Source organism: Pseudoalteromonas tunicata (genome assembly GCF_002310815.1).
GTDB lineage: Bacteria > Pseudomonadota > Gammaproteobacteria > Enterobacterales > Alteromonadaceae > Pseudoalteromonas > Pseudoalteromonas tunicata.
In genome coordinates, this window is sequence record NZ_CP011032.1 from 1260225 (window position 1) to 1279512 (window position 19288).

General features: G+C 39.0%; 22 protein-coding genes and 1 tRNA gene. 12 read left to right on the plus strand and 11 right to left on the minus strand.

What is annotated here, in order from left to right:
* The first annotated feature begins 36 nt into the window (after nt 1-36).
* Nucleotides 37-642 carry a rhomboid family intramembrane serine protease gene (locus PTUN_RS05770; protein WP_009838768.1) on the plus strand — a complete coding sequence of 202 codons (606 nt, stop codon included), beginning with the start codon at nt 37-39 and terminating at the stop codon, nt 640-642.
* Between the two features lie 2 nt (nt 643-644).
* A complete protein-coding gene (locus tag PTUN_RS05775) occupies nt 645-1103 on the plus strand; it encodes a GNAT family N-acetyltransferase (protein ID WP_009838769.1) in 459 nt (152 codons plus the stop codon).
* Nucleotides 1104-1142: 39 nt separating this feature from the next.
* Here PTUN_RS05775 and PTUN_RS05780 read toward each other — a convergent pair whose 3' ends face one another.
* The 6 genes from PTUN_RS05780 to PTUN_RS05805 form a co-directional block, all read right to left on the minus strand.
* Nucleotides 1143-2492: a sodium-dependent transporter gene (locus PTUN_RS05780; RefSeq protein ID WP_009838770.1), complete on the minus strand. Its 1350-nt coding sequence runs from the start codon at nt 2490-2492 to the stop codon at nt 1143-1145.
* Between the two features lie 206 nt (nt 2493-2698).
* The gene (locus PTUN_RS05785) at nt 2699-3997 is read right to left on the minus strand and encodes an ATP-binding protein (RefSeq protein ID WP_009838771.1); all 1299 of its coding nucleotides are present in this window, start codon (nt 3995-3997) and stop codon (nt 2699-2701) included.
* Between the two features lie 3 nt (nt 3998-4000).
* Nucleotides 4001-4708 carry a response regulator gene (locus tag PTUN_RS05790; protein ID WP_009838772.1) on the minus strand — a complete coding sequence of 236 codons (708 nt, stop codon included), beginning with the start codon at nt 4706-4708 and terminating at the stop codon, nt 4001-4003.
* Nucleotides 4708-5106: a DUF3019 domain-containing protein gene (locus PTUN_RS05795; RefSeq protein ID WP_009838773.1), complete on the minus strand. Its 399-nt coding sequence runs from the start codon at nt 5104-5106 to the stop codon at nt 4708-4710. Before PTUN_RS05795 ends, PTUN_RS05790 begins: the two co-directional genes overlap by 1 nt.
* Nucleotides 5096-5941: a MipA/OmpV family protein gene (locus tag PTUN_RS05800; RefSeq protein ID WP_009838774.1), complete on the minus strand. Its 846-nt coding sequence runs from the start codon at nt 5939-5941 to the stop codon at nt 5096-5098. Before PTUN_RS05800 ends, PTUN_RS05795 begins: the two co-directional genes overlap by 11 nt.
* A gap of 75 nt (nt 5942-6016) precedes the next feature.
* Nucleotides 6017-6835 (minus strand): hypothetical protein, encoded by an 819-nt coding sequence (locus tag PTUN_RS05805; RefSeq protein WP_009838775.1) that lies wholly within the window; start codon nt 6833-6835, stop codon nt 6017-6019.
* 246 nt (nt 6836-7081) lie between these two features.
* Between PTUN_RS05805 and PTUN_RS05810 the strand changes: the two genes are divergently transcribed.
* The gene (locus PTUN_RS05810; protein WP_009838776.1) at nt 7082-8221 is read left to right on the plus strand and encodes a serine hydrolase domain-containing protein; all 1140 of its coding nucleotides are present in this window, start codon (nt 7082-7084) and stop codon (nt 8219-8221) included.
* On the plus strand, nt 8221-8709 hold the full coding sequence (locus PTUN_RS05815; protein ID WP_009838777.1) for a SixA phosphatase family protein: 489 nt from the start codon (nt 8221-8223) through the stop codon (nt 8707-8709). Before PTUN_RS05810 ends, PTUN_RS05815 begins: the two co-directional genes overlap by 1 nt.
* Nucleotides 8710-8772: 63 nt before the next feature.
* Here PTUN_RS05815 and yhbY read toward each other — a convergent pair whose 3' ends face one another.
* Nucleotides 8773-9069: a ribosome assembly RNA-binding protein YhbY gene (gene yhbY, locus PTUN_RS05820; RefSeq protein ID WP_009838779.1), complete on the minus strand. Its 297-nt coding sequence runs from the start codon at nt 9067-9069 to the stop codon at nt 8773-8775.
* A gap of 89 nt (nt 9070-9158) precedes the next feature.
* Here yhbY and rlmE point away from each other — a divergent pair, with 89 nt between their 5' ends.
* The 7 genes from rlmE to PTUN_RS05855 all read left to right on the plus strand — a co-directional run bounded on the left by rlmE (nt 9159) and on the right by PTUN_RS05855 (nt 15354).
* Nucleotides 9159-9788 carry a 23S rRNA (uridine(2552)-2'-O)-methyltransferase RlmE gene (rlmE, locus tag PTUN_RS05825; RefSeq protein WP_009838780.1) on the plus strand — a complete coding sequence of 210 codons (630 nt, stop codon included), beginning with the start codon at nt 9159-9161 and terminating at the stop codon, nt 9786-9788.
* 57 nt (nt 9789-9845) lie between these two features.
* Nucleotides 9846-11795 (plus strand): ATP-dependent zinc metalloprotease FtsH, encoded by a 1950-nt coding sequence (ftsH, locus tag PTUN_RS05830; RefSeq protein WP_438942532.1) that lies wholly within the window; start codon nt 9846-9848, stop codon nt 11793-11795.
* Between the two features lie 97 nt (nt 11796-11892).
* Nucleotides 11893-12741: a dihydropteroate synthase gene (folP, locus tag PTUN_RS05835; RefSeq protein WP_009838782.1), complete on the plus strand. Its 849-nt coding sequence runs from the start codon at nt 11893-11895 to the stop codon at nt 12739-12741.
* Complete coding sequence (glmM, locus tag PTUN_RS05840; protein ID WP_050760035.1) at nt 12689-14083, plus strand: phosphoglucosamine mutase; 1395 nt, start codon at nt 12689-12691, stop codon at nt 14081-14083. The genes folP and glmM overlap by 53 nt, the downstream gene beginning before the upstream one ends.
* 71 nt (nt 14084-14154) lie before the next feature.
* A complete protein-coding gene (gene tpiA, locus PTUN_RS05845) occupies nt 14155-14904 on the plus strand; it encodes a triose-phosphate isomerase (RefSeq protein ID WP_009838784.1) in 750 nt (249 codons plus the stop codon).
* Nucleotides 14905-15261: a preprotein translocase subunit SecG gene (gene secG / locus PTUN_RS05850; protein ID WP_009838785.1), complete on the plus strand. Its 357-nt coding sequence runs from the start codon at nt 14905-14907 to the stop codon at nt 15259-15261.
* A gap of 7 nt (nt 15262-15268) precedes the next feature.
* A tRNA-Leu gene (locus PTUN_RS05855) sits at nt 15269-15354 on the plus strand.
* A 53-nt stretch (nt 15355-15407) separates the two neighbouring features.
* Here PTUN_RS05855 and PTUN_RS05860 read toward each other — a convergent pair.
* The 4 genes from PTUN_RS05860 to PTUN_RS05875 all read right to left on the minus strand — a co-directional run bounded on the left by PTUN_RS05860 (nt 15408) and on the right by PTUN_RS05875 (nt 18047).
* Nucleotides 15408-15815: a type 2 periplasmic-binding domain-containing protein gene (locus PTUN_RS05860; RefSeq protein ID WP_009838786.1), complete on the minus strand. Its 408-nt coding sequence runs from the start codon at nt 15813-15815 to the stop codon at nt 15408-15410.
* 11 nt (nt 15816-15826) lie between these two features.
* On the minus strand, nt 15827-17020 hold the full coding sequence (locus PTUN_RS05865) for a porin (protein ID WP_009838787.1): 1194 nt from the start codon (nt 17018-17020) through the stop codon (nt 15827-15829).
* Between the two features lie 147 nt (nt 17021-17167).
* Nucleotides 17168-17497 (minus strand): hypothetical protein, encoded by a 330-nt coding sequence (locus tag PTUN_RS05870; RefSeq protein ID WP_009838788.1) that lies wholly within the window; start codon nt 17495-17497, stop codon nt 17168-17170.
* Nucleotides 17498-17546: 49 nt separating this feature from the next.
* Entirely contained in the window at nt 17547-18047 is a 501-nt protein-coding gene (locus tag PTUN_RS05875; RefSeq protein ID WP_009838789.1) for a DUF1543 domain-containing protein, read from the minus strand.
* A 151-nt stretch (nt 18048-18198) separates the two neighbouring features.
* On the opposite strand from PTUN_RS05875, the gene PTUN_RS05880 reads away from it, so the two are divergent.
* Nucleotides 18199-18969, plus strand: a complete 771-nt coding sequence (locus PTUN_RS05880) for a hypothetical protein (protein WP_040643943.1) — start codon at nt 18199-18201, stop codon at nt 18967-18969.
* Nucleotides 18970-19288 lie beyond the last annotated feature (319 nt).

Below are 19288 nucleotides of genomic sequence, written 5' to 3' on the forward strand. Positions count from 1 at the left end.
CAGTATCACTGCCCATTTTTTCAGGTGGTGGCTTATATGGCCAAATCAACCTTAAAATTAATCCCTTTTTTACTCACGAGTCTTACCTTGTTGGTGAGTATCCATTTAATAAACGTCCTGTTATTAATGAAGCTCAATCAATTTGGTATTTTCCCAAGGCATAGCGCAGGGCTTTATGGCATTGTATTGCATCCCTTTTTGCATGCTAATTGGCAGCATTTGGCTCAAAATTTAGTGTCGTTTTCGATATTGGTTACCTTGGCATGGCCATTAAAGCCCAATAGAATCATCATGGTATTGTTAGGTTCAACCTTGTTTGCGGGCTGTGCTGTATGGCTGGTCGGTCGCGAATCTATCCACATAGGTTTAAGTGGGGCTGTGTATGCGCTTTGGGCTTATATATTAGTCTTTGGGATATTCCAACGAAGTATTAAGTCATTAGCAATTGCTCTTTTGGTGATGTTTTTATATGCCTCGTTAATTTGGGGATTATTACCGGTTGTGCCAGGTATGAGTTTTGAAACCCACTTATTTGGCGCCTTAGCGGGTGGTTTAATTGGTTACTGGTATGCAAAAAATGACAAGAAAACTCAGTTACAACAGAGCTTACGTTATCGTACTGAACAAGAGTTAAAAAGGTAACAATGATGTTAGAGATTAAAATTAAGCCGTTTAGTGAACTCTCTACAATGGAGTTTTATCAGATCAGTAAATTGCGTATCGATGTTTTTGTTGTTGAGCAGCAATGCCCTTATCACGAACTCGATGATCACGATATTGATGATACAACACAGCATGTGATGATTTATAAAGCGCAGCAACTGATTGCTTATGCGAGGTGTTTAAAGCCTACAGCAACGTTTAGCGGTGCCGCGATTGGTCGAGTGGTGGTATCTGATACTGCAAGAGGCCAAGGCATTGCAAATATATTGATGAATAAAGCGATTGAGCAAGTGCATTTACGTTGGCCGCAAAGCGAGCTTTATATTTCAGCACAAAGCTATTTATTGACGTTTTATACTCATTTAGGCTTTGAGCTGTGCTCTGAGCCTTATTTAGAAGATGGTATTGCGCATCAGGATATGAAATTAAAAAAGCGCTAATTACAAAATTAGCGCTTTTTTATGGGTTATAAATTTTACTTACAACACTGAGTTAAGAAATACTAAACCAATACAGATAGGGCATACGTACTTGATGTACCACGGCCAAACTTTCCAAAATAGCGTATGTTCCGCTTCAGGTAAGCCTTGTTTTATCTCTTGAAGTAAATCACCTCGATGCCATAACCAACCTGCAAAGATGCAGCACATTAAGCCTAATAACGGCTGTCCAAATTGGGTGGTTACTTTAATAACTAAACCAAATAAAGCCGCAAAATTAAATACAATTGTAAAACTGATTAAAGCAATAATTCCACCAATTACCCAAGTTGCTTGGACACGGTTCATGCCAAATTTCTCTACGGCATATGAAACGGGAGCTTCAAGCATTGAAATAGAAGAGGTGAGTGCTGCAATTGACATTAAGGCGAAAAAGGCAAAGCTGACGACTAAACCCACGGTGCCCATGCTATCGAATAAAGCCGGCAGCACTTGGAAAACTAACGTATCTTCAGAGAGTAGCGCACCTGACTCTGAAAAAATTTGTACCCCTTGTGCTTGAGCAACATACATTGCAGGAATAATCAGCAATCCGGCAACAAAGGCAATAAAGACATCAATTAATGTAACATATGCACCAAGGCTCACTAGATTTTCTTTTTTGCTAATGTAAGAGCCGTAGATCACCATAACACTGGTTCCTAACGAGAGAGAGAAGAATGCTTGTCCAAGGGCGCTTACCAGTAATTTGGGTTCAAAAATACGGCTAAAATCAGGCACTAAATAAGCTTGAAGCCCTTTCATGGCACCTTCTTGAGTTAATACATAGGCTATTAAGGAAAATAAAATAATGAGTAATGCAGGCATTAATCGTTTTGACCATTTCTCGATGCCATTTTCAACTCCACGGCTAATAATTGCGACCGTTAATACAATGAAAAATGCGGTGAAAAGCAAATCACGAATTAAAGATTGCTCAGTTAACCAGCTTGCGACTGCGGGTTGGCCAGCAGCTGTAGCTAAAGGCTCAATCGTTGCGGCCATCATCCAGCCAGCAACAATGGCATAAAAACTTAAAATGAGCGACGCACAAACAATACCACCAAAACCAACGATAAATGCTGATTTATGGCCTAAACCTGGTTTGGATATTTTACGAAGTGCAGCCACTGCATTGGATTGACCGTGACGACCAATCGTTAATTCTGCCATTAAGGCAGGGTAGGCCAAACAAAATGCTAATACCAAATAGGCAAATACAAATGCAGCTCCACCATTAGATGCTGTTTGGGTTGGAAAGCCCCAAATATTGCCAAGTCCGACAGCTGAACCTGCGGCGGCCATAATAAAACCAAAACGGGAGCTAAACTCCCCTCTAACACTGCTCATTTTATAGTAATTCTCATTTTTTAGACGGCGGACACAATCTACTTGAATTAAGATTAAATAAAAAGTGCTAATTGCTTGATGTAACTCAATTCTTAAGGTGAATAAATCGAGTAAGCCAGTTCTAAACTGTATCGATTAAAAAACAACTATCTAACGTATTGATAACAATGACAGTTAAATCAATATTTAGATTTTAAACGTACAGTTTAGCTTACGTTGGCGCGAGGACACTGTAGTGGCAAACTTAAGGTAAAACGAGCACCTTTTAGGCTAGGTGACTGATCGACTTTAATTAAGCCAAAATGCCAATCGACCACCTTGGCGGCTATTGCAAGGCCAAGACCATAACTTTTATCGCTACGATTGCGATGATTTTGCTCTTTAAAAAAGGGTTCAAATACATTGAGCCAGTTTTCTTTCGCAATACCTGGACCATCATCTTCAATGTAAATATGAGTGCAATGAGCATCTTGTTTAGCGCTCAAGCGAATGGTTTTATCTGCAAAGTCGCAGCCATTACCAAGTAAATTAATAATGGCACGGCCTAACCAATGCAGATCAGCTTTGATAAGTAGGTCGGGACAGTCAATTTGCAGTGTTAGCCCTTTGTGATGCAGTTTAGGCTGAATTTGTTGGGATAAGTTGGCAAAATACGCATCTAAATTTATAAGGCTAAAACTAATTTGATATGAGTTTTTTTCTAAGGTAGCAAATTCTAAATAAGTTTTTAGCATGCATTCCATATGATCAAGGTCGCTTTCCATGCGAGTGAGATACATATCTTTTTTGGTCGTATCGGTTGTATCAAGAGCGGCATCTAAACCGAACCGCAAACACGCAACAGGGGTGCGAATATCGTGTGATAAGCTCGATGCGAGCAATTTGTTTTCTTCAATTAGTTTTTGGATTTGCGCAGCCATGCGATTAAACGCTGATTCAACATCTGAAATATAAGTAAACTTACTGAGTTTAATGCGTGCCGAGAGATCGCCACTGGCAAATTGTTGTGATGCTTTATAAAGTAAGCTTAAGCGTTTTGTCAAAGGCGAGAGCCAAACCCACATTAATAAACAAACCCCAAAATAAAAACTGAGGGTCAAAATTAAATCAAGCCGGTGCATTTGTTGATCAGGTTTTACCAAACGCATTTCAAGATGGTGAGCATTAAAACTTGGATGTGACTTAATAATGTAAAAGCCAAGTTCATCTTCAAGCATTAATCCACCGGGCACTGCTAGGTTATCAATTAAGCTTTGTGGCAGGGCAAGCTCATCATTGGCGTTAAATGTTAGTGATTGCTTAAAGTGAGCAGCAAGTGCTTTTGTGGCCGCAATTTTATTCTTCTCTTGGGCAACTTGCTCAGCAAAACCATCGATAAGTTGTTTTTCAATCGCAAAGTCATCAACCGGATTGTGCTCAATTTGGCTAAAGGTATCAATGAGCCAACCAAGAGCAAACAAGGAAATAAAAGCACTTAACAACAGTGAAATATAGAGTTTTTTCATGGTTTACCAGGCTGCCGAAACCAATAAATAACCTTGTCCCCAAATGGTTTTAATTTTTTGCGGATTTTGTGGATCATCAGCAAATTTTTTGCGTAGAGCAGAAATTAATACGTCTACAGAGCGATCAAGCCCATCATACTCACGTCCTTTGGTGGCCATAAAAACAGAATCGCGGTCGAGTACTTTATCAGCATTGGATGCTAAAAAGCTCAGAAGTGAATACTCTGCATTTGAAAGGACCACTTCTTTATTGGCTACTTTGACATTTCGAGAGCGTAAATCAATGCTTAGTTGGCCAACTTCAATATACTCAACAGGTTCGTCACTTAATTGAGTGCTTGGTTGAGCAGCTCGCAGTGCTGATTTTATTCGTGCAAGTAAAGCGCGAGGTCGCACTGGTTTAATAATATAATCTGTCGCACCCACCTCAAGACCTATTACTTCATCAACCTCTTCACCTTTAGCTGTGAGTAAAATAACAGGTTGTTGATAAAAACTACGTAATTCGCGACAAACGCTGATCCCATCCATACCAGGTAGCATAATATCGAGTAATACCAAGATAGGATCGTGTTGTTTGACCAAACGCACAACATAGTCGCCTCGATGGCATAAAATGACATGGAAACCTTGCTCAGTGAGATATTCACTGACCCATTGGGCGAGTGATAAGTCATCTTCAACTAGTAAAATTTTGCCGTAATTTTCCATTAAAATAATCTCCAACGTCGTTTTTTCTGTTTGCTGGTATAAACCCAATTAACGAGTACTTCTGTTTGGTTGTGAACTTGGCCTGTTTGTGTGCTTATTAGCTCAAAATGCTGGGTTTGAGCGGAATTAAATTCATAAGTATGGCTGCCTTCTTGCTGAGATAACCAGCATTGCATCACTTTTTTGCTCTCAACATTTCGTAAGCAATAATCACCCAGTATGGGTTGCTGCCAATGGAGTGTCACAATTGCATAGCAGTTGCTACCTTCTCGCAGCGCCACACATTTATTAGGTGTTGCATCGAGTGTATACTCCGCAACTTGTGAAGTCGGTTCATCGGCCCAGACGAGCAGTGTATTTAATGAAAAATAAACAATGAGGAAGATTCTAAAATACATATCGCACGCCTACCTTGGCTTTATGCTGATATTTCTCTGAAACAATCGGGCTTTCACTAATTGAAGTTGAAAACCATGTTGATAGCCATCCTGCTAAAAACACCCAGTTTTCATTTATCGGATACTCGGCATGAAACTCTGCAACTAAATTTACGCCTATACCTGGTTGGTAAAGAGGTCGCGTAGCTGTAACTTCTTCGTTCGATATACCAAAGTAATAATCAACAAATTCTGCTGAGTAGAAATTTAGACCGGCACCGGCACGAAACTCCCAGTTACGCCAAGTTTGGATATTGCTGACAAAACTATTAAATGCCCAGCCATGATGACTCCCAGAGACATCTTGTAAAAGCTCAAACGATAATTGTGAATCACTAATACGGCGTGTTAAGCGAAAGCCAACATCAAAGTCAGAATCGCGAGTTTTTATTCCTGCTAATTCTTCAACGATAGTATTGCGGTTATAATATGTACCAAATTGATTAAAACCATCTTGTAGATTGGTGCCTATAATATCCAGACCCCAATCGTATTTATCGACTAGACTGTAGCCTAAAGTGAAGTTACCACTGAGTTGGCTATTATCGGCGTCAAAATAAAACTTATTATAAGAAACGGCAAGATTTACGTTAATTTCAGGGCCATCGTTAAATGGGTCAACACCTGCTAGGTAGCTATTAGCCACATAATAACCTAAACCAAAACTCCAATCCCAGACAAAGCCTTCTGTTGGTTCAAGTGCATTATCTGCATAATATCGGTTACTTGCTTGGGCACTGTTAAAGCAAAATAGAGCTAATAGAAGCAGGTATTTAAACTTAGAATTTACTGACATTGCGTCCCTTTAAGTGGTTTTTTATTGTTATTGTATGGTTAAAATAGCATTACAAGTTGTAATAAATTGTAGTGACTAAGTCACATTTAACTTATTAATAAGTTCAGTCAATAGATAAGTCTGTAAGCGCTGTGATATTGCTTGATCATCAGTAGCGCCGCAATAGCCAGAAATAAGCCGTGGTACTGAGATTGTCTCACTTACTTGGTATTGAGGAATGCTGATAGGTACATTGGCTCGAAGTAAACGTGCTTGCTCTGTATTTTGTTCATCAATAAATTGTTTAACCTCTTTTTTATTGCTAATTATTTGTGCCCAATCAAGCTGATACGTAAGTTCTGTTTGACCCAAAGTGGTGTTATCCGCCGATGCGGTTGCAAACCAGACAACATTACCTGTTTTAGTATTAGTTAATCGAATGCCGACAGTGCCTTTAACCGATGCACAACTATATTGGCTTTGTTGGGCGAATTTTTGTTGCACAATATTTGGCTGATTTGCAGCGTTTTGTAATTGATAACTTATTTTATCGCCTTCGATAAATTCTAATTTCGTCAGAGTTAACCGGTAATCTGAGTCTAATGTTGTATCTGAAAGTAGGCTTAATCCTAAAGTTGAAAATTGTTCATTTAAAATTGAAAATAGTTCGGAACTTGGTTCAATAGTGGCATTCGCTAGCGAAATTGTTTGGCCTTTGACTAATGGGCGAGCAGGTAGTTGTACTGATTTGATTTGAAGTGGGGAAGCATCAGCAAGGTAGCGCACATTATAACTATTACTTTTTAATTTTGGTGGATTTGGCATGGTTAAAAGTGGGGCCGGCTCAGTCAATAACTGACAGCCCGAGACGCTGAGCAAAAAAATAAAAATGGTTAACTTATACAGATTGAGCATCGATTGTTTCTCAAAATTAGGGTCATTTAGTTCATCAGCTCAAATTCTAACACAAGTTGATTTGAAAAAATAAACTCGACACGCACTTCAATGAGTGAAAGGTTTTATTATCGACTCGATTCCATGATAAAGTTAAACAAAAATGCCCCTTTAATAAGTGCATTTTAATCAATGATTAAGATTGTGGTTTTGCTATTATCTTGTGTGCAACGGCTAAAGGTTATTAGCTGAATTTAAAAAGTTGGAATGAAAATGCCTCAAATGATTTGGCTAGCGATGTTGTTGCTGAGTTTTTCAGTCAGTGCTAGTCCTAAGGAATGGGATCACTTAGTCGACTCCTATGTAAAAGAGTTAGAAACAAAATTAAAAGCTAAAAATATCCCTGGAGCTGCATTATCGATTGTTAAATCTAACCACAGTTCGGTCGCTATAGGGCTTGGCACTACTAAAGTTAAAAAAGGGCATGCAGTTACTGCTAATACGCGGTTTCGTTTAGCATCAGTCTCTAAAACCTTTGCAGGATCCTTGGCCGCAAAATTAGCCAGTGAAGGGGCATTTGCACTCAATGATCCGGTAGCTAAATATTTGCCAGCATTTCACTTTGATAGTTATGATAAAAAATTGAGGTTGTATCACCTGCTCAGTCATTCAAGTGGTTTAGTACCTAATGCTTATGACAACTTAATTGAATCACGAATGAATTATCCCGATATTCAGGCTAAATTGTCTGAAGTTAAACCTATGTGCGCCCCTGGTAGTTGTTATGGTTATCAAAATGTCATGTTCAGTTTAATTGGTGATATTACGCAGCAAAGCACGGGATTAAGTTATGAGACTTGGTTGAATGAGATTTTTTTCAAGCCTCTCAATATGAAAAATGCCAGTGTTGGTTACGATGCCATGGTTGCAGATGATGATTATGCACTTCCTCATGTAATGGCTCGAAAACGCTGGCATACGGCCAAATTAAAAAAAGACTATTATAAAGTAGCACCGGCTGCGGGAGTGAACGCCAGTGCTTCTGATATGGTGCAGTGGTTAAAAGCACAACTAGGTCAATATCCAGCAGTATTAAATGAAAGTGCTTTAAGTAAACAAGTTAAGCCTTATACCAAGACCAAAAAAGAAATGAGCCGCCGAGTTTGGCGCAAAAAATTAAAAAATGCTGATTATGGTTTAGGTTGGCGAATTTATGATTATGCAGGCGAGACTCTTTATTATCACAGTGGCTGGGTGCAGGGATATCGTGCAGATATAGTGATTGTGCCTCGATTAGAAATTGGTTTTAGCTTAATGATTAACGCTGAGGCTGGAATAATTAACGAACTAACTACCGATTTTATCGATGAGGTTTTAGCCTCTAAAGTTAACAAAAGGCGTATTTAATGAAAGCATTTTTAGTTGTTACATCTCTTTTACTCGGATTATTTTCAACAGCAGTTTGGGCAAAACCAAGCAATATAATATTAATTCGTCATGCTGAAAAGCAATCAGGTACTGACCCTTTACTGACTGAACAAGGTCAAAAAAGAGCCGCTGCTTGGGTAAAAACACTTGCGACTTTTAAAATAGAGCAGCTTTTTAGTACCAAATATAAACGCACGATAGCAACGATTACACCCATAGCGACTGCCTTGAATAAAGAAATTCGTTATTACAACCCTGCTCAATTGGTGGATTTTAAAGCGCAGCTTTTAAAGTTAACGGATACGGTTTTAGTGGTTGGCCACAGTAATACGACCCCCCAATTAGCTGGGTTGTTATCCGATACTGAGCAATTAGAATGGCCTGAAACTAATTATAATACTTATTATGTATTAACTTTAGTTAATGATGAATATGTGGTTGAGTTGAAACACTTAGAAATTGAGTGAGTAAATTTGTTAAACAAAAAGTCAGCTTAGCTGACTTTTTAATTAATACACTAAAAATTGAAATTAGTTTTTAGGTAAAAGAATCTTTTTATCTTTGCTTTGACGATAAATCACTATAATGTGACCAATTGTCTGAAGTTTTACTGCACCGGTTTCACGAGTAATTGCCTCAAAAATAAGCGCTTTTGTTTCGCGGTCATCTGTTGGCACTTTTACTTTGATTAATTCGTGGATATCTAAAGCATTAGATATCTCGACTACAACACCTTCGGTTAAACCGTTACTTCCTAGTAAAACCACTGGCTTAAGACCATGTGCAAGGCCTTTTAAAAACTGTTTTTGCTTGTTTGATAATATCATGTTGTTACAAATTTCGTTGGATAAAGCTTGAATTATGGGTATTCTAACGCCATCTAGAGAATAATACTAATTTTGTTGAGTGTAATTTCATGACAAAAAAAAAGCACTCGGCCAGTTCTAAACGCTGGTTGATGGAGCATTTTGACGATCATTATGTCTTAGAAGCCCAAAAACGGGGATTGCGCTCTCGTGCAATGTTTAAATTAGAGGAGTTGCAAACAAAAGATAAATTAATCAAAGACGGTATGACAGTCGTTGATTTGGGCGCAGCACCTGGTAGTTGGTCGCAATATGTTGCTGAGTTAACCGGTTTTAAAGGTAAAGTGATCGCGTGTGATATTCTGCCAATGGACCCCCTGGCCGGTGTAGAATTTTTACAAGGTGATTTTCGTGAAGAATCTGTGCTAAATGCTTTATTGGAACGTATAGATGGCAAGAACGTTGATGTTGTGCTGTCAGACATGGCACCGAACATGAGCGGTCATTTATCTGTAGATCAGGCTGGCAGTATGTATCTTGTTGAATTAGCATTAGACATGTGCCATCAAGTTCTAAAGAAAAATGGTAGTTTCGCTGTAAAGGTATTCCAAGGAGAAGGGTTTGAGCAATATGTTCAAGACGTAAGGTCTTGTTTTACTACTGTCAAAATTCGTAAACCGGATTCTTCAAGAGCGCGTTCTAGAGAAGTTTATTTAGTAGCGACAGGATACAAACTGTAGTACATTAGGTCAGGTAATCCTGGAATTTTAATTAATTGAAAACAAGAGGTTAACCCCTTGAGTGATATGGCTAAAAATCTCATACTCTGGTTAGTTATCGCCGTCGTTTTGATGTCGGTATTCCAGAGCTTTAATCCAAGCGATCATGCAGATCGTAATACAAGTTACTCGCAATTTATTAACGATGTGCGTAGCGGCGCAGTCCGTGAAGTTAGAATGGACCAAGGTTCAGGTGCGGTTAACGGCATTAAAAATAGCGGTGAGCGTTTCACAACAGTCATGCCAATGTACGATGGCGACTTAATGAATGACTTATTAAAAAATGGTGTTAATGTTGTTGGTCAACCACCAGAAGAACAATCCATCTTAGCAACAATTTTCATCTCTTGGTTCCCAATGTTATTGCTTATCGGTGTGTGGATATTCTTCATGCGTCAAATGCAAGGCGGCGGCGGTAAGGGCGCAATGTCATTTGGCAAGAGTAAAGCGCGCTTGATGGGTGAAGACCAAGTCAAAACAACCTTTGCAGATGTTGCCGGTTGTGATGAAGCCAAAGAAGACGTAACTGAATTAGTCGATTTTTTACGTGACCCGTCTAAATTCCAAAAGTTAGGTGGTAGTATTCCGAAGGGCGTACTAATGGTAGGCCCACCGGGTACAGGTAAAACATTACTTGCAAAAGCTGTTGCTGGTGAAGCAAAAGTACCTTTCTTTACTATTTCTGGTTCTGATTTCGTAGAAATGTTTGTTGGTGTGGGTGCATCACGTGTTCGTGACATGTTTGAGCAGGCTAAAAAAGCTGCGCCTTGTATCATCTTTATCGATGAAATTGATGCCGTAGGTCGCCAACGTGGTGCTGGTATGGGCGGTGGTCATGATGAGCGTGAGCAAACATTAAACCAAATGCTAGTTGAAATGGATGGTTTTGAAGGTAATGAGGGCATAATTGTTATTGCCGCAACCAACAGACCTGATGTTTTAGACCCTGCGCTACTTCGTCCAGGTCGTTTTGACCGTCAAGTTGTTGTTGGTTTACCTGATATCCGTGGTCGTGAGCAAATTCTTAAAGTGCACATGCGTAAAGTACCATTGTCTGACGATGTTAAAGCATCTGTTATTGCCCGTGGTACACCTGGTTTCTCAGGTGCTGATTTAGCAAACTTAGTTAATGAAGCTGCACTTTATGCTGCTCGTGGTAACAAACGTGTTGTCAGCATGGCCGAGTTTGACGCAGCAAAAGATAAAATTATGATGGGCGCTGAACGTAAGTCCATGGTAATGAGTGAACAAGAGAAAGAAATGACTGCTTATCATGAAGCGGGCCATGCAATTGTAGGTCGCCTTGTACCTGAACATGATCCGGTTTATAAAGTGTCAATTATTCCTCGTGGTCGTGCGTTAGGTGTGACAATGTACTTGCCTGAGCAAGACAGAGTTAGTCATTCAAAGCAGCATTTAGAATCAATGATTTCAAGCCTTTATGGCGGACGAATTGCTGAACAACTGATTTATGGCTTTGAAAAAGTAACGACAGGTGCGAGCAACGATATTGAACGCGCTACTGAAATCTCTCGTAAAATGGTTACGCAATGGGGTTTAAGTGAAAAGTTAGGTCCACTGCTTTATGCTGAAGAAGAAGGTGAAATTTTCATGGGACGCAGTTCAGCCCGTGCGAAAAGTATGTCGAATGAAACAGCAAAAGTGATTGATGCAGAAGTACGAGACCTATCTGATCGTAACTATCAGCGCGCTGAGCAGATATTAAAAGATAATATTGATATTTTGCATAGCATGAAAGATGCGCTGATGAAGTACGAAACCATTGATGCAAAACAAATTGATGATTTAATGGCTCGTCGTGATGTTCGTCCACCAACGGATGCGCACGATAACCACTACAAGCAAAAAGATGAAGTAAAGTCTGAAGATAAACCTGAAAAAGAGGTTGAAACGCCAGACGTTGTTGAGCAAAAGCCAACATCAAAGCTTGATGATCAAGAGCAATAAGCGGTAAAATTGCAATTATAAAACCCCGAGAATTCGGGGTTTTTTATTATTTAATCTTCGTTGCAGAGCAATACTATTATGTATTGATAGGTAATGTATGTCTTTATTACAGTTAAAAAACGGCCGAGTGCTTGACTTGAGCCAGCCCCACATAATGGGGATCTTAAATACTACTCCAGATTCATTTTCTGATGGCGGCCAGCATAATACATTCGACAACGCTGTCATTAAAGCTAAGCAAATGTTAGCGGAAGGTGCCACCATTATCGATATTGGTGGTGAATCAACTCGACCAAATGCGCCCGATGTTGCTTTAGAAGAAGAACTACAACGTACAATCCCAGTGATTAAAGCGTTACGAGCTCAGTCTGATTGTATTATTTCAATTGATACCAGTAAGGCGCAAGTCATGGCGCAAGCGATTGCATCTGGCGCAGATATTATTAATGATGTTCGCGCATTACAAGAGCCTGGCGCTTTAGAGATTGCGGCAGCCGCGAATGTTCCTGTTTGTTTAATGCACATGCAGGGACAGCCTAGAACGATGCAGGCAAATCCATATTATGAAAATTTAATTGAAGATATTCAGGCTTTTTTTCAGCAACGAATCGATGCCTGTCAGCAAGCGGGTATTAAGCTTGAAAATATTATCCTCGATCCGGGTTTTGGTTTTGGTAAAACCTTAAACCATAACTATGAGCTGTTAAAACGGTTGGATGAATTTAATCTATTGGGTTGCGAGGTTTTAGCCGGCCTTTCCCGAAAATCCATGATTGGTAATTTATTAAATAAACCAACAGAGCAGCGATTAGCGGGCTCTTTGGCAGGTGCATTAATTGCAATGCAAAAAGGCGCAAAAATTATACGGGTACATGACGTAGCACAAACAGTCGATGTACTTAAAGTTTGGCAAGCGACAGAACAAGGAATTAAACGTGAGCAATAAAAAGCATTTTGGTACAGATGGTGTACGTGGTTTAGTGGGCGAGTACCCAATTACACCTGGTTTTGCCTTAAAGCTAGGTTGGGCTGCAGGTAAGGTATTATCAAAAGCAGGCACTAAAAAAGTACTTATTGGTAAAGATACTCGCATTTCTGGTTATTTATTAGAAACATCTTTAGAAGCAGGGCTTATTTCAGCTGGGATTAATGTGGTGCTTTTAGGCCCGATGCCAACGCCTGCGGTAGCATATTTGACTCAAACATTTCGTGCCGAAGCTGGTATCGTTATTAGCGCTTCACACAATCCATTTCACGATAATGGGATTAAGTTCTTTTCAAGCCAGGGCCTAAAATTACCAGATGAAGTTGAACTCGAAATTGAAGCAATGCTCGATGAAGAGATGACGTGTGTATCTTCTGAGCTTTTAGGTAAAGCGCGTCGCTTAGAAAATGCAGATGGCCGTTATATTGAGTTTTGTAAAAGCCAGTTCCCAAATGGGATGTCGTTAGCTGGGCTCAAAATAGTCGTTGATTGTGCTAATGGTGCAACCTATCACATAGCCCCATCAGTATTAACTGAGTTAGGTGCTGAAGTTGTCAGTTTTGCCTGCCAACCAAATGGACTCAATATTAATCTTGAATGTGGTGCCACCCACGTTGATGCGTTGGTTCGCAAAGTATTAGAAGAAAAAGCTGATGTTGGTATTGCCTATGATGGTGATGGTGACCGAGTGATGATGGTGGACCGTAAAGGCCGAGTATTTGATGGCGATGATATTGTTTATATTTTAGCATGCCAAGCTCAGCAAGATGGTAGTTTAGGTGATGGCGGTGTCGCTGGCACAGTCATGTCAAATATGGGGCTCGAAAATGCCTTGATTCAACGTGGTATTCCTTTTGCGCGAAGCAAAGTGGGCGACCGCTATGTCATGGAGTTATTGAAAGAAAAAGGCTGGAAAATTGGAGGTGAAAGTTCGGGCCATATTTTGAATCTTAACCTTACTACGACAGGTGACGGTATTATTTCAAGTCTTCAGGTGCTTGCAGCTATGATAGCGCAAAATAAAACGCTAGAAGATTTAGGCAAAGGGTTTGTTAAGTACCCAATGAAAATGATTAATGTACGTTACCCGCAAAATACAGATCCTGTGAGTGATGAGCGAGTGCTAGCAGCGGTGCAAGAAGTTGAAACCGCTCTTGATGGCAAAGGCCGAGTTTTACTTCGTAAATCAGGTACTGAGCCTGTTGTTCGAGTTATGGTTGAAGCTGAACAAGAAAAGCAAGTACTCGATAGTGCGAAAAAAATCGCGCTAGTTGTTGAAAGTGTGAGCAATCAGACTGTTTAATCAAACAATTTTCTTGAATCTTAGGGTGAGTCGAGTTAGTATCTCGCCCGCTAAATGAGTTGGAGTAATTAATGAAATTACGTAAACAAATGGTTGCAGGCAACTGGAAAATGAATGGTTCAGTTGAGCTGGTAAACCAAATTGCCAACGCAATTTCAGCTGTAGAGCTAGATAAAGTAGATGTGGTAGTTTTTCCTCCTTATCCTTTGTTAAATAATGCTTTGCAAAACGAACTTGTGGTAGGTGCACAGTCTGTCTCAGAACATGAAGCAGGTGCATATACCGGTGAAATTGACGCTCAGTTACTTGCTGAGTTAGGTTGTAAATATACTTTAGTTGGGCATTCAGAACGACGCAGCATTTATGGTGAGTCGGATGAAGTTGTTGCTAGTAAATTTCAACGTGCTCAATGCCAAGGATTAATACCTGTACTTTGTGTTGGTGAATCAGAACAAGAACGTGAACAGAATTTAACCGAGTCTGTTGTTTCTCGTCAAATAGATGCAGTAATCAACAAATTAGGTGTGGTGTCTTTAGTTAAGTCTGTGATAGCATACGAGCCGGTTTGGGCGATAGGCACAGGTAAAACTGCAACGCCAGAACAAGCACAGCAAGTGCACAAGTTTATTCGAGACAAAATTGCCTCACTTGATGACGCAGTTTCTCAATCTTTAATATTGCTCTATGGTGGCAGTGTTAATGAAAAAAATAGTGAATTACTGTTTGCACAACCTGATATTGATGGTGGCCTAGTAGGCGGAGCAAGTCTAAATCCAGATAGCTTTGTCAATATTTGTAAAAGTGCACAAGGAAACGTATAGATGTACGAAATTTTGTTGATAGTTTATTTAATTGTTGCTTTGGCACTTATTGGTATGGTGTTAATTCAGCAAGGAAAGGGCGCAGATATGGGCTCTTCGTTTGGCGCAGGTGCATCTGCTACTGTATTTGGTTCAAGTGGCGCTGGCAACTTTATGACCAAAACAACAACAACTCTTGCAGCTGTGTTTTTTGTACTAAGTATTGTTCTTGGTAATTTAACTGCTGGTCAGATTAAGAAGACTGATGAGTGGACTGATTTATCAACAGCTCCTTCAGCTGAAGTTGTAGAGAAAATTATCCCTGCAGCTGAAGATGTACCAGTATCTGAGAACAAAAAGAGCGACGTACCAAACTAAAGAATTTGCCGTGGTGGTGGAATTGGTAGACACGCCATCTTGAGGGGGTGGTGAGCTATGCTCGTGCGGGTTCAAGTCCCGCTCACGGCACCAAATAAAAAAGCCAGTCTTCTGACTGGCTTTTTGCTTTTTAAATTTCATCTATTCTAGAACTTTGCAATTACTTTTACGCCATCAGTTACTTTATTGGCATCGATAAAACCAATCGCATTTTCAGTACTAGCAACAAAATTTATCATTGCAGCGCTATTATCGACTTTTTGTGGTGGCGTACCTTTGCCAGTGAATACCAATTTTGACCAGTATGCATTAACTTGGCTACTCGATTTCTTGAGGACTTTTTCATTAAATTCCGAGGTAATAGGATCACCGTCACCTAAACTTGCGATATCAATTTTATTACCATTAGCAAATGATTTTGTTTTACCTAAATAAATCTTTGCGATTTCATCTTGATCTAGAGTTACTGTTGAAGATGGATGGACTACCACTGCAACTTCAGCCATTACATTTAAACTCGATGATAATAAAAATACCGAAATTAGCTTATTCATATTCAGACTCCTTAAAATACCAAATCTACGCCAAATGCGATTACGTCGCTGTCTTTGTTTGTAATGGCATTATCCACTACCGTGTAGTCGACTTTAAATGCTGCCGATGGATGGAAGTCATAACGAACCCCAAATGAATACGAGCTTGAATCTATAGTTGTTCCTGCAATTGCTGCATTCGTTAAGTCTCGAAGTAATGGGGCATTTGGATTGGTTGGATCTGTTGATAGAGGAAGCGTGCCATAAACAGGGTGAACAAAGGTGGTTGGTATGGTATTAAATTTACTTTTCTCGTGTTCTACATCTCGACTTTCATAGGTCATATGAATGAGCCAATTATCAATTCGATAACCTGCCGCTAGGTAAAACTGCTTTTGTGGCGCGACAAAGCTATCTTTGACCTCCAGTTCGGTATATTCGCCATCGAGTAAAAAGTTTTCATAATCGATTGAGAATCCGATACCTAAAAAACTGCCATCATCTCTTTCAATTAATAAGTCATCAGTTTGCGTTGTTAACCCATAGCTATTTAGACCTGCAATCAAACCTGTAAATTCGGGGGAATTTTGTGCACTAATACTTGTTTCTGCAATTAAATAGGCAGCGCGCAAGCTTAACCAATCGTACGCAAGCGTCCAGTTGATACCGGTAATTGCGTTTAATTTAGCTGGGTCATTATCAGTAAATGTGGCCACATCACCACTGTAAGCTCCTCCAATGAGCTGTAATGTTGAATCCCAACTCCCAAGTTGGGAGTTGTAGACAAAACTAACTCCTTCATAAGTAGAAAATGCGAGGTTATAAACAGATTTAGGTGGACGTATCCAGCGGTAGGCATATCCAACATCAAGAAAATCAGAATAACGATAAAATGGCACTCGCATTCTTCCAGCACTCACTTGGGTATGATCATTGATTTGATAAGTCAGGTAAGCCCATTCAAATTCAGCATTGTAATCATTTTCCCCTTTAGCAACAATTTGAGCTGTTGCTGAGAGGTTATCTTGTAAGTCGGCAGAAATTTGTAGTGCAAATAAACTTTCATTTTCAAATGAGAGCTCGTCGCTATAACCAAATAATTCAGTATTCTTATCTAAAGCCATGCCACCAATCACAGAAGCAAAGCCATTAATCCTCACTTCAGCGTGTGCAGGAATACTTGAACAAATAATAGCGATCGTTCCGGCTAAGAGTTTTAATTTCATATGGTTTCATCCTGAGTACTATTTTTATAAAAATCAGTCTTTGCAAGTGTAGTAACTCGCTGATTTTTTGCAAAGTTTGTATGAAATATAAACAGCTCTAACTGTGAGATTTTGGGCTGCGCACTGCGCAGCTAAGACAGGTTTTGATTATTTAGTACGAGAAAAGAAAAGCTCAATATTTTCTGTTAATTGTTCTTCAAATTGTTCTTCAAAGCTATTTTTATCCGTTTTAAATAATGTCAGGTAAATACCTACTTTTGCATCATCAAGGTTGCGCTGATTTATGCTGTATTCCCATTCAGGTAAGCTTTTATCAAAACGAGGTATGACGCTTAATTCGGCAAAATAAAATTGATGTAAGTGACTATTTACAAATGTACAAAAGCTTTCAACGTGGTCAATTCCTTGTGGGCCAAGGCAACCGGGCTCTAACCGAAATAACACAGATAATTTTTTTTCTTTTGGGATAGACTGCATGTTTTTAACCTTGAGCTCGCTTTAAGCTAATCTTAGTTGAAAAATAAAATTATAAAACTTGATAGCCAAACCAATCAGGATGCAACACTTGGTTTTTGCCGCTCGGTTCTAAATGAATATGATAGTTTAAATCTAATAGAGAGACCCTAAAACAATCATCAACATCATATAAGTCATCTTTATGTTGTAATTGCGCATTACTTAAAAGTTTCTGCATTGCCTTCTCTTTTGCTTCATAGCTAGATTTTGCTACAAACAAACCAAATTCATGCTGCTCTGCGAGGCTATCTTTTCTATAACCACCAAGGTTTACAAAAAATAATTTTAATTCAGAGTGTTGTTCGGTTTCTCTTAAAGATATTTTGTAACCATCGATTTCAGTGAGCTGGATATAAGAGTCAAGATGGACAGAATTTTTGTCGCCTATCCAGCGTTGCTTTAAAGTAGTATAGGTTTGTTCTATGGATTCGCCGGTAACAAATTGCACATCATGAATTTCAATGTTACCACCAAAAATACGTCCACCAAGGTAGGCTAAATATAAGTTCATAGCATTTCTTCTTATAAGTTAAGTAACTAAGTTTATTTGTTATTTTATTCCAATACCAGTTTTGGCTGTTAAACATTAAAAACAATATAACACTGAGTTTATCGTGATTTGTTGGTATCATCTGCCAGTAAATGTTTAAAGAGAGTGTGACGTGTCAAAAGAAATCGCCTATCAAAAGATGAATGCGTGTTCAAATGCGCATTTTCATCAATGTTTTTATTGTGGTTGTATCGCCACTGAATTGGACTACGCACCACCAAAAAAATACGCCAAAGAGTACCAATTATCTGAAGATGATGGTGATTTTTATGCCGTGCCCAGTTGCTTTGAGTGCGTAACCTTGCTGTCGGGTTGTCAGGCTGCGTATGTGACACTCAGGCGAGATAAACTCAAAGCGTTATTAGCTAAAAAATATCAACAAGCGCTACATGTTTATAATGTGTGGCAAGAAGACGAATTAGCGCTGCTGGATGATAATTTAGCAGGTAGTATTGCGGCAGGTTTGAAACTGGGTAAAGAGTCGCTTGAACGAGTTGATTTTATTGGTTTTAGCTATGAAGTTGGTGGAGATGTTCATCATGTTTTACCTGCGGCAAAAATCCAAATTAATATTGATCAATATACTTTTTCAAGTACCAAAGCAGCCTTAGAATACGCCAATAAAACGTACCGAATTCCAAAAGCAACGCTTATCGATTTACTCGAAATTTATCAAGATGATTATAACCAAGCAATTTATCGTTTTGGCCAAATGCAATTAGAAAAAGAGCATGATAAAACATTAAAAAAGCGCTGTACCGAGTTTGCTAAACTACATAAGCAAAATGTCAAATTTGTAATTCGTACCGTAGAGCATTTTTTAAAAGAGGATGAGGAAATGAGTATTGAGACTGCGTTATGTAAATTGCAGCAACGGATCTAATCTTTATTCAGATCTTTATAACAAAATTGGTTTTCGAAAAAGATTTATTGCTCTTCTCATCAGCATTATTTGCCACAAGAAATGACAAATAATCGATTTCTATATATTAATTAAATCTAAAAAATATTTTTTAGTTATTAAATGATTAGGGTCAAATTTGGCCCTAAGATCCTTTCTTTGCCCTGAATTCTCTCAGGTTAATAAAATGTTTCTGTTTATTGCTTCTGAAATAATCAGTAAAAAGAGTAAGAGCTCTAAACTTTGCAATTTAGATGGTTTTTGTTCTATCTATCTGATTTTAAATGATTTTAAACTCTTA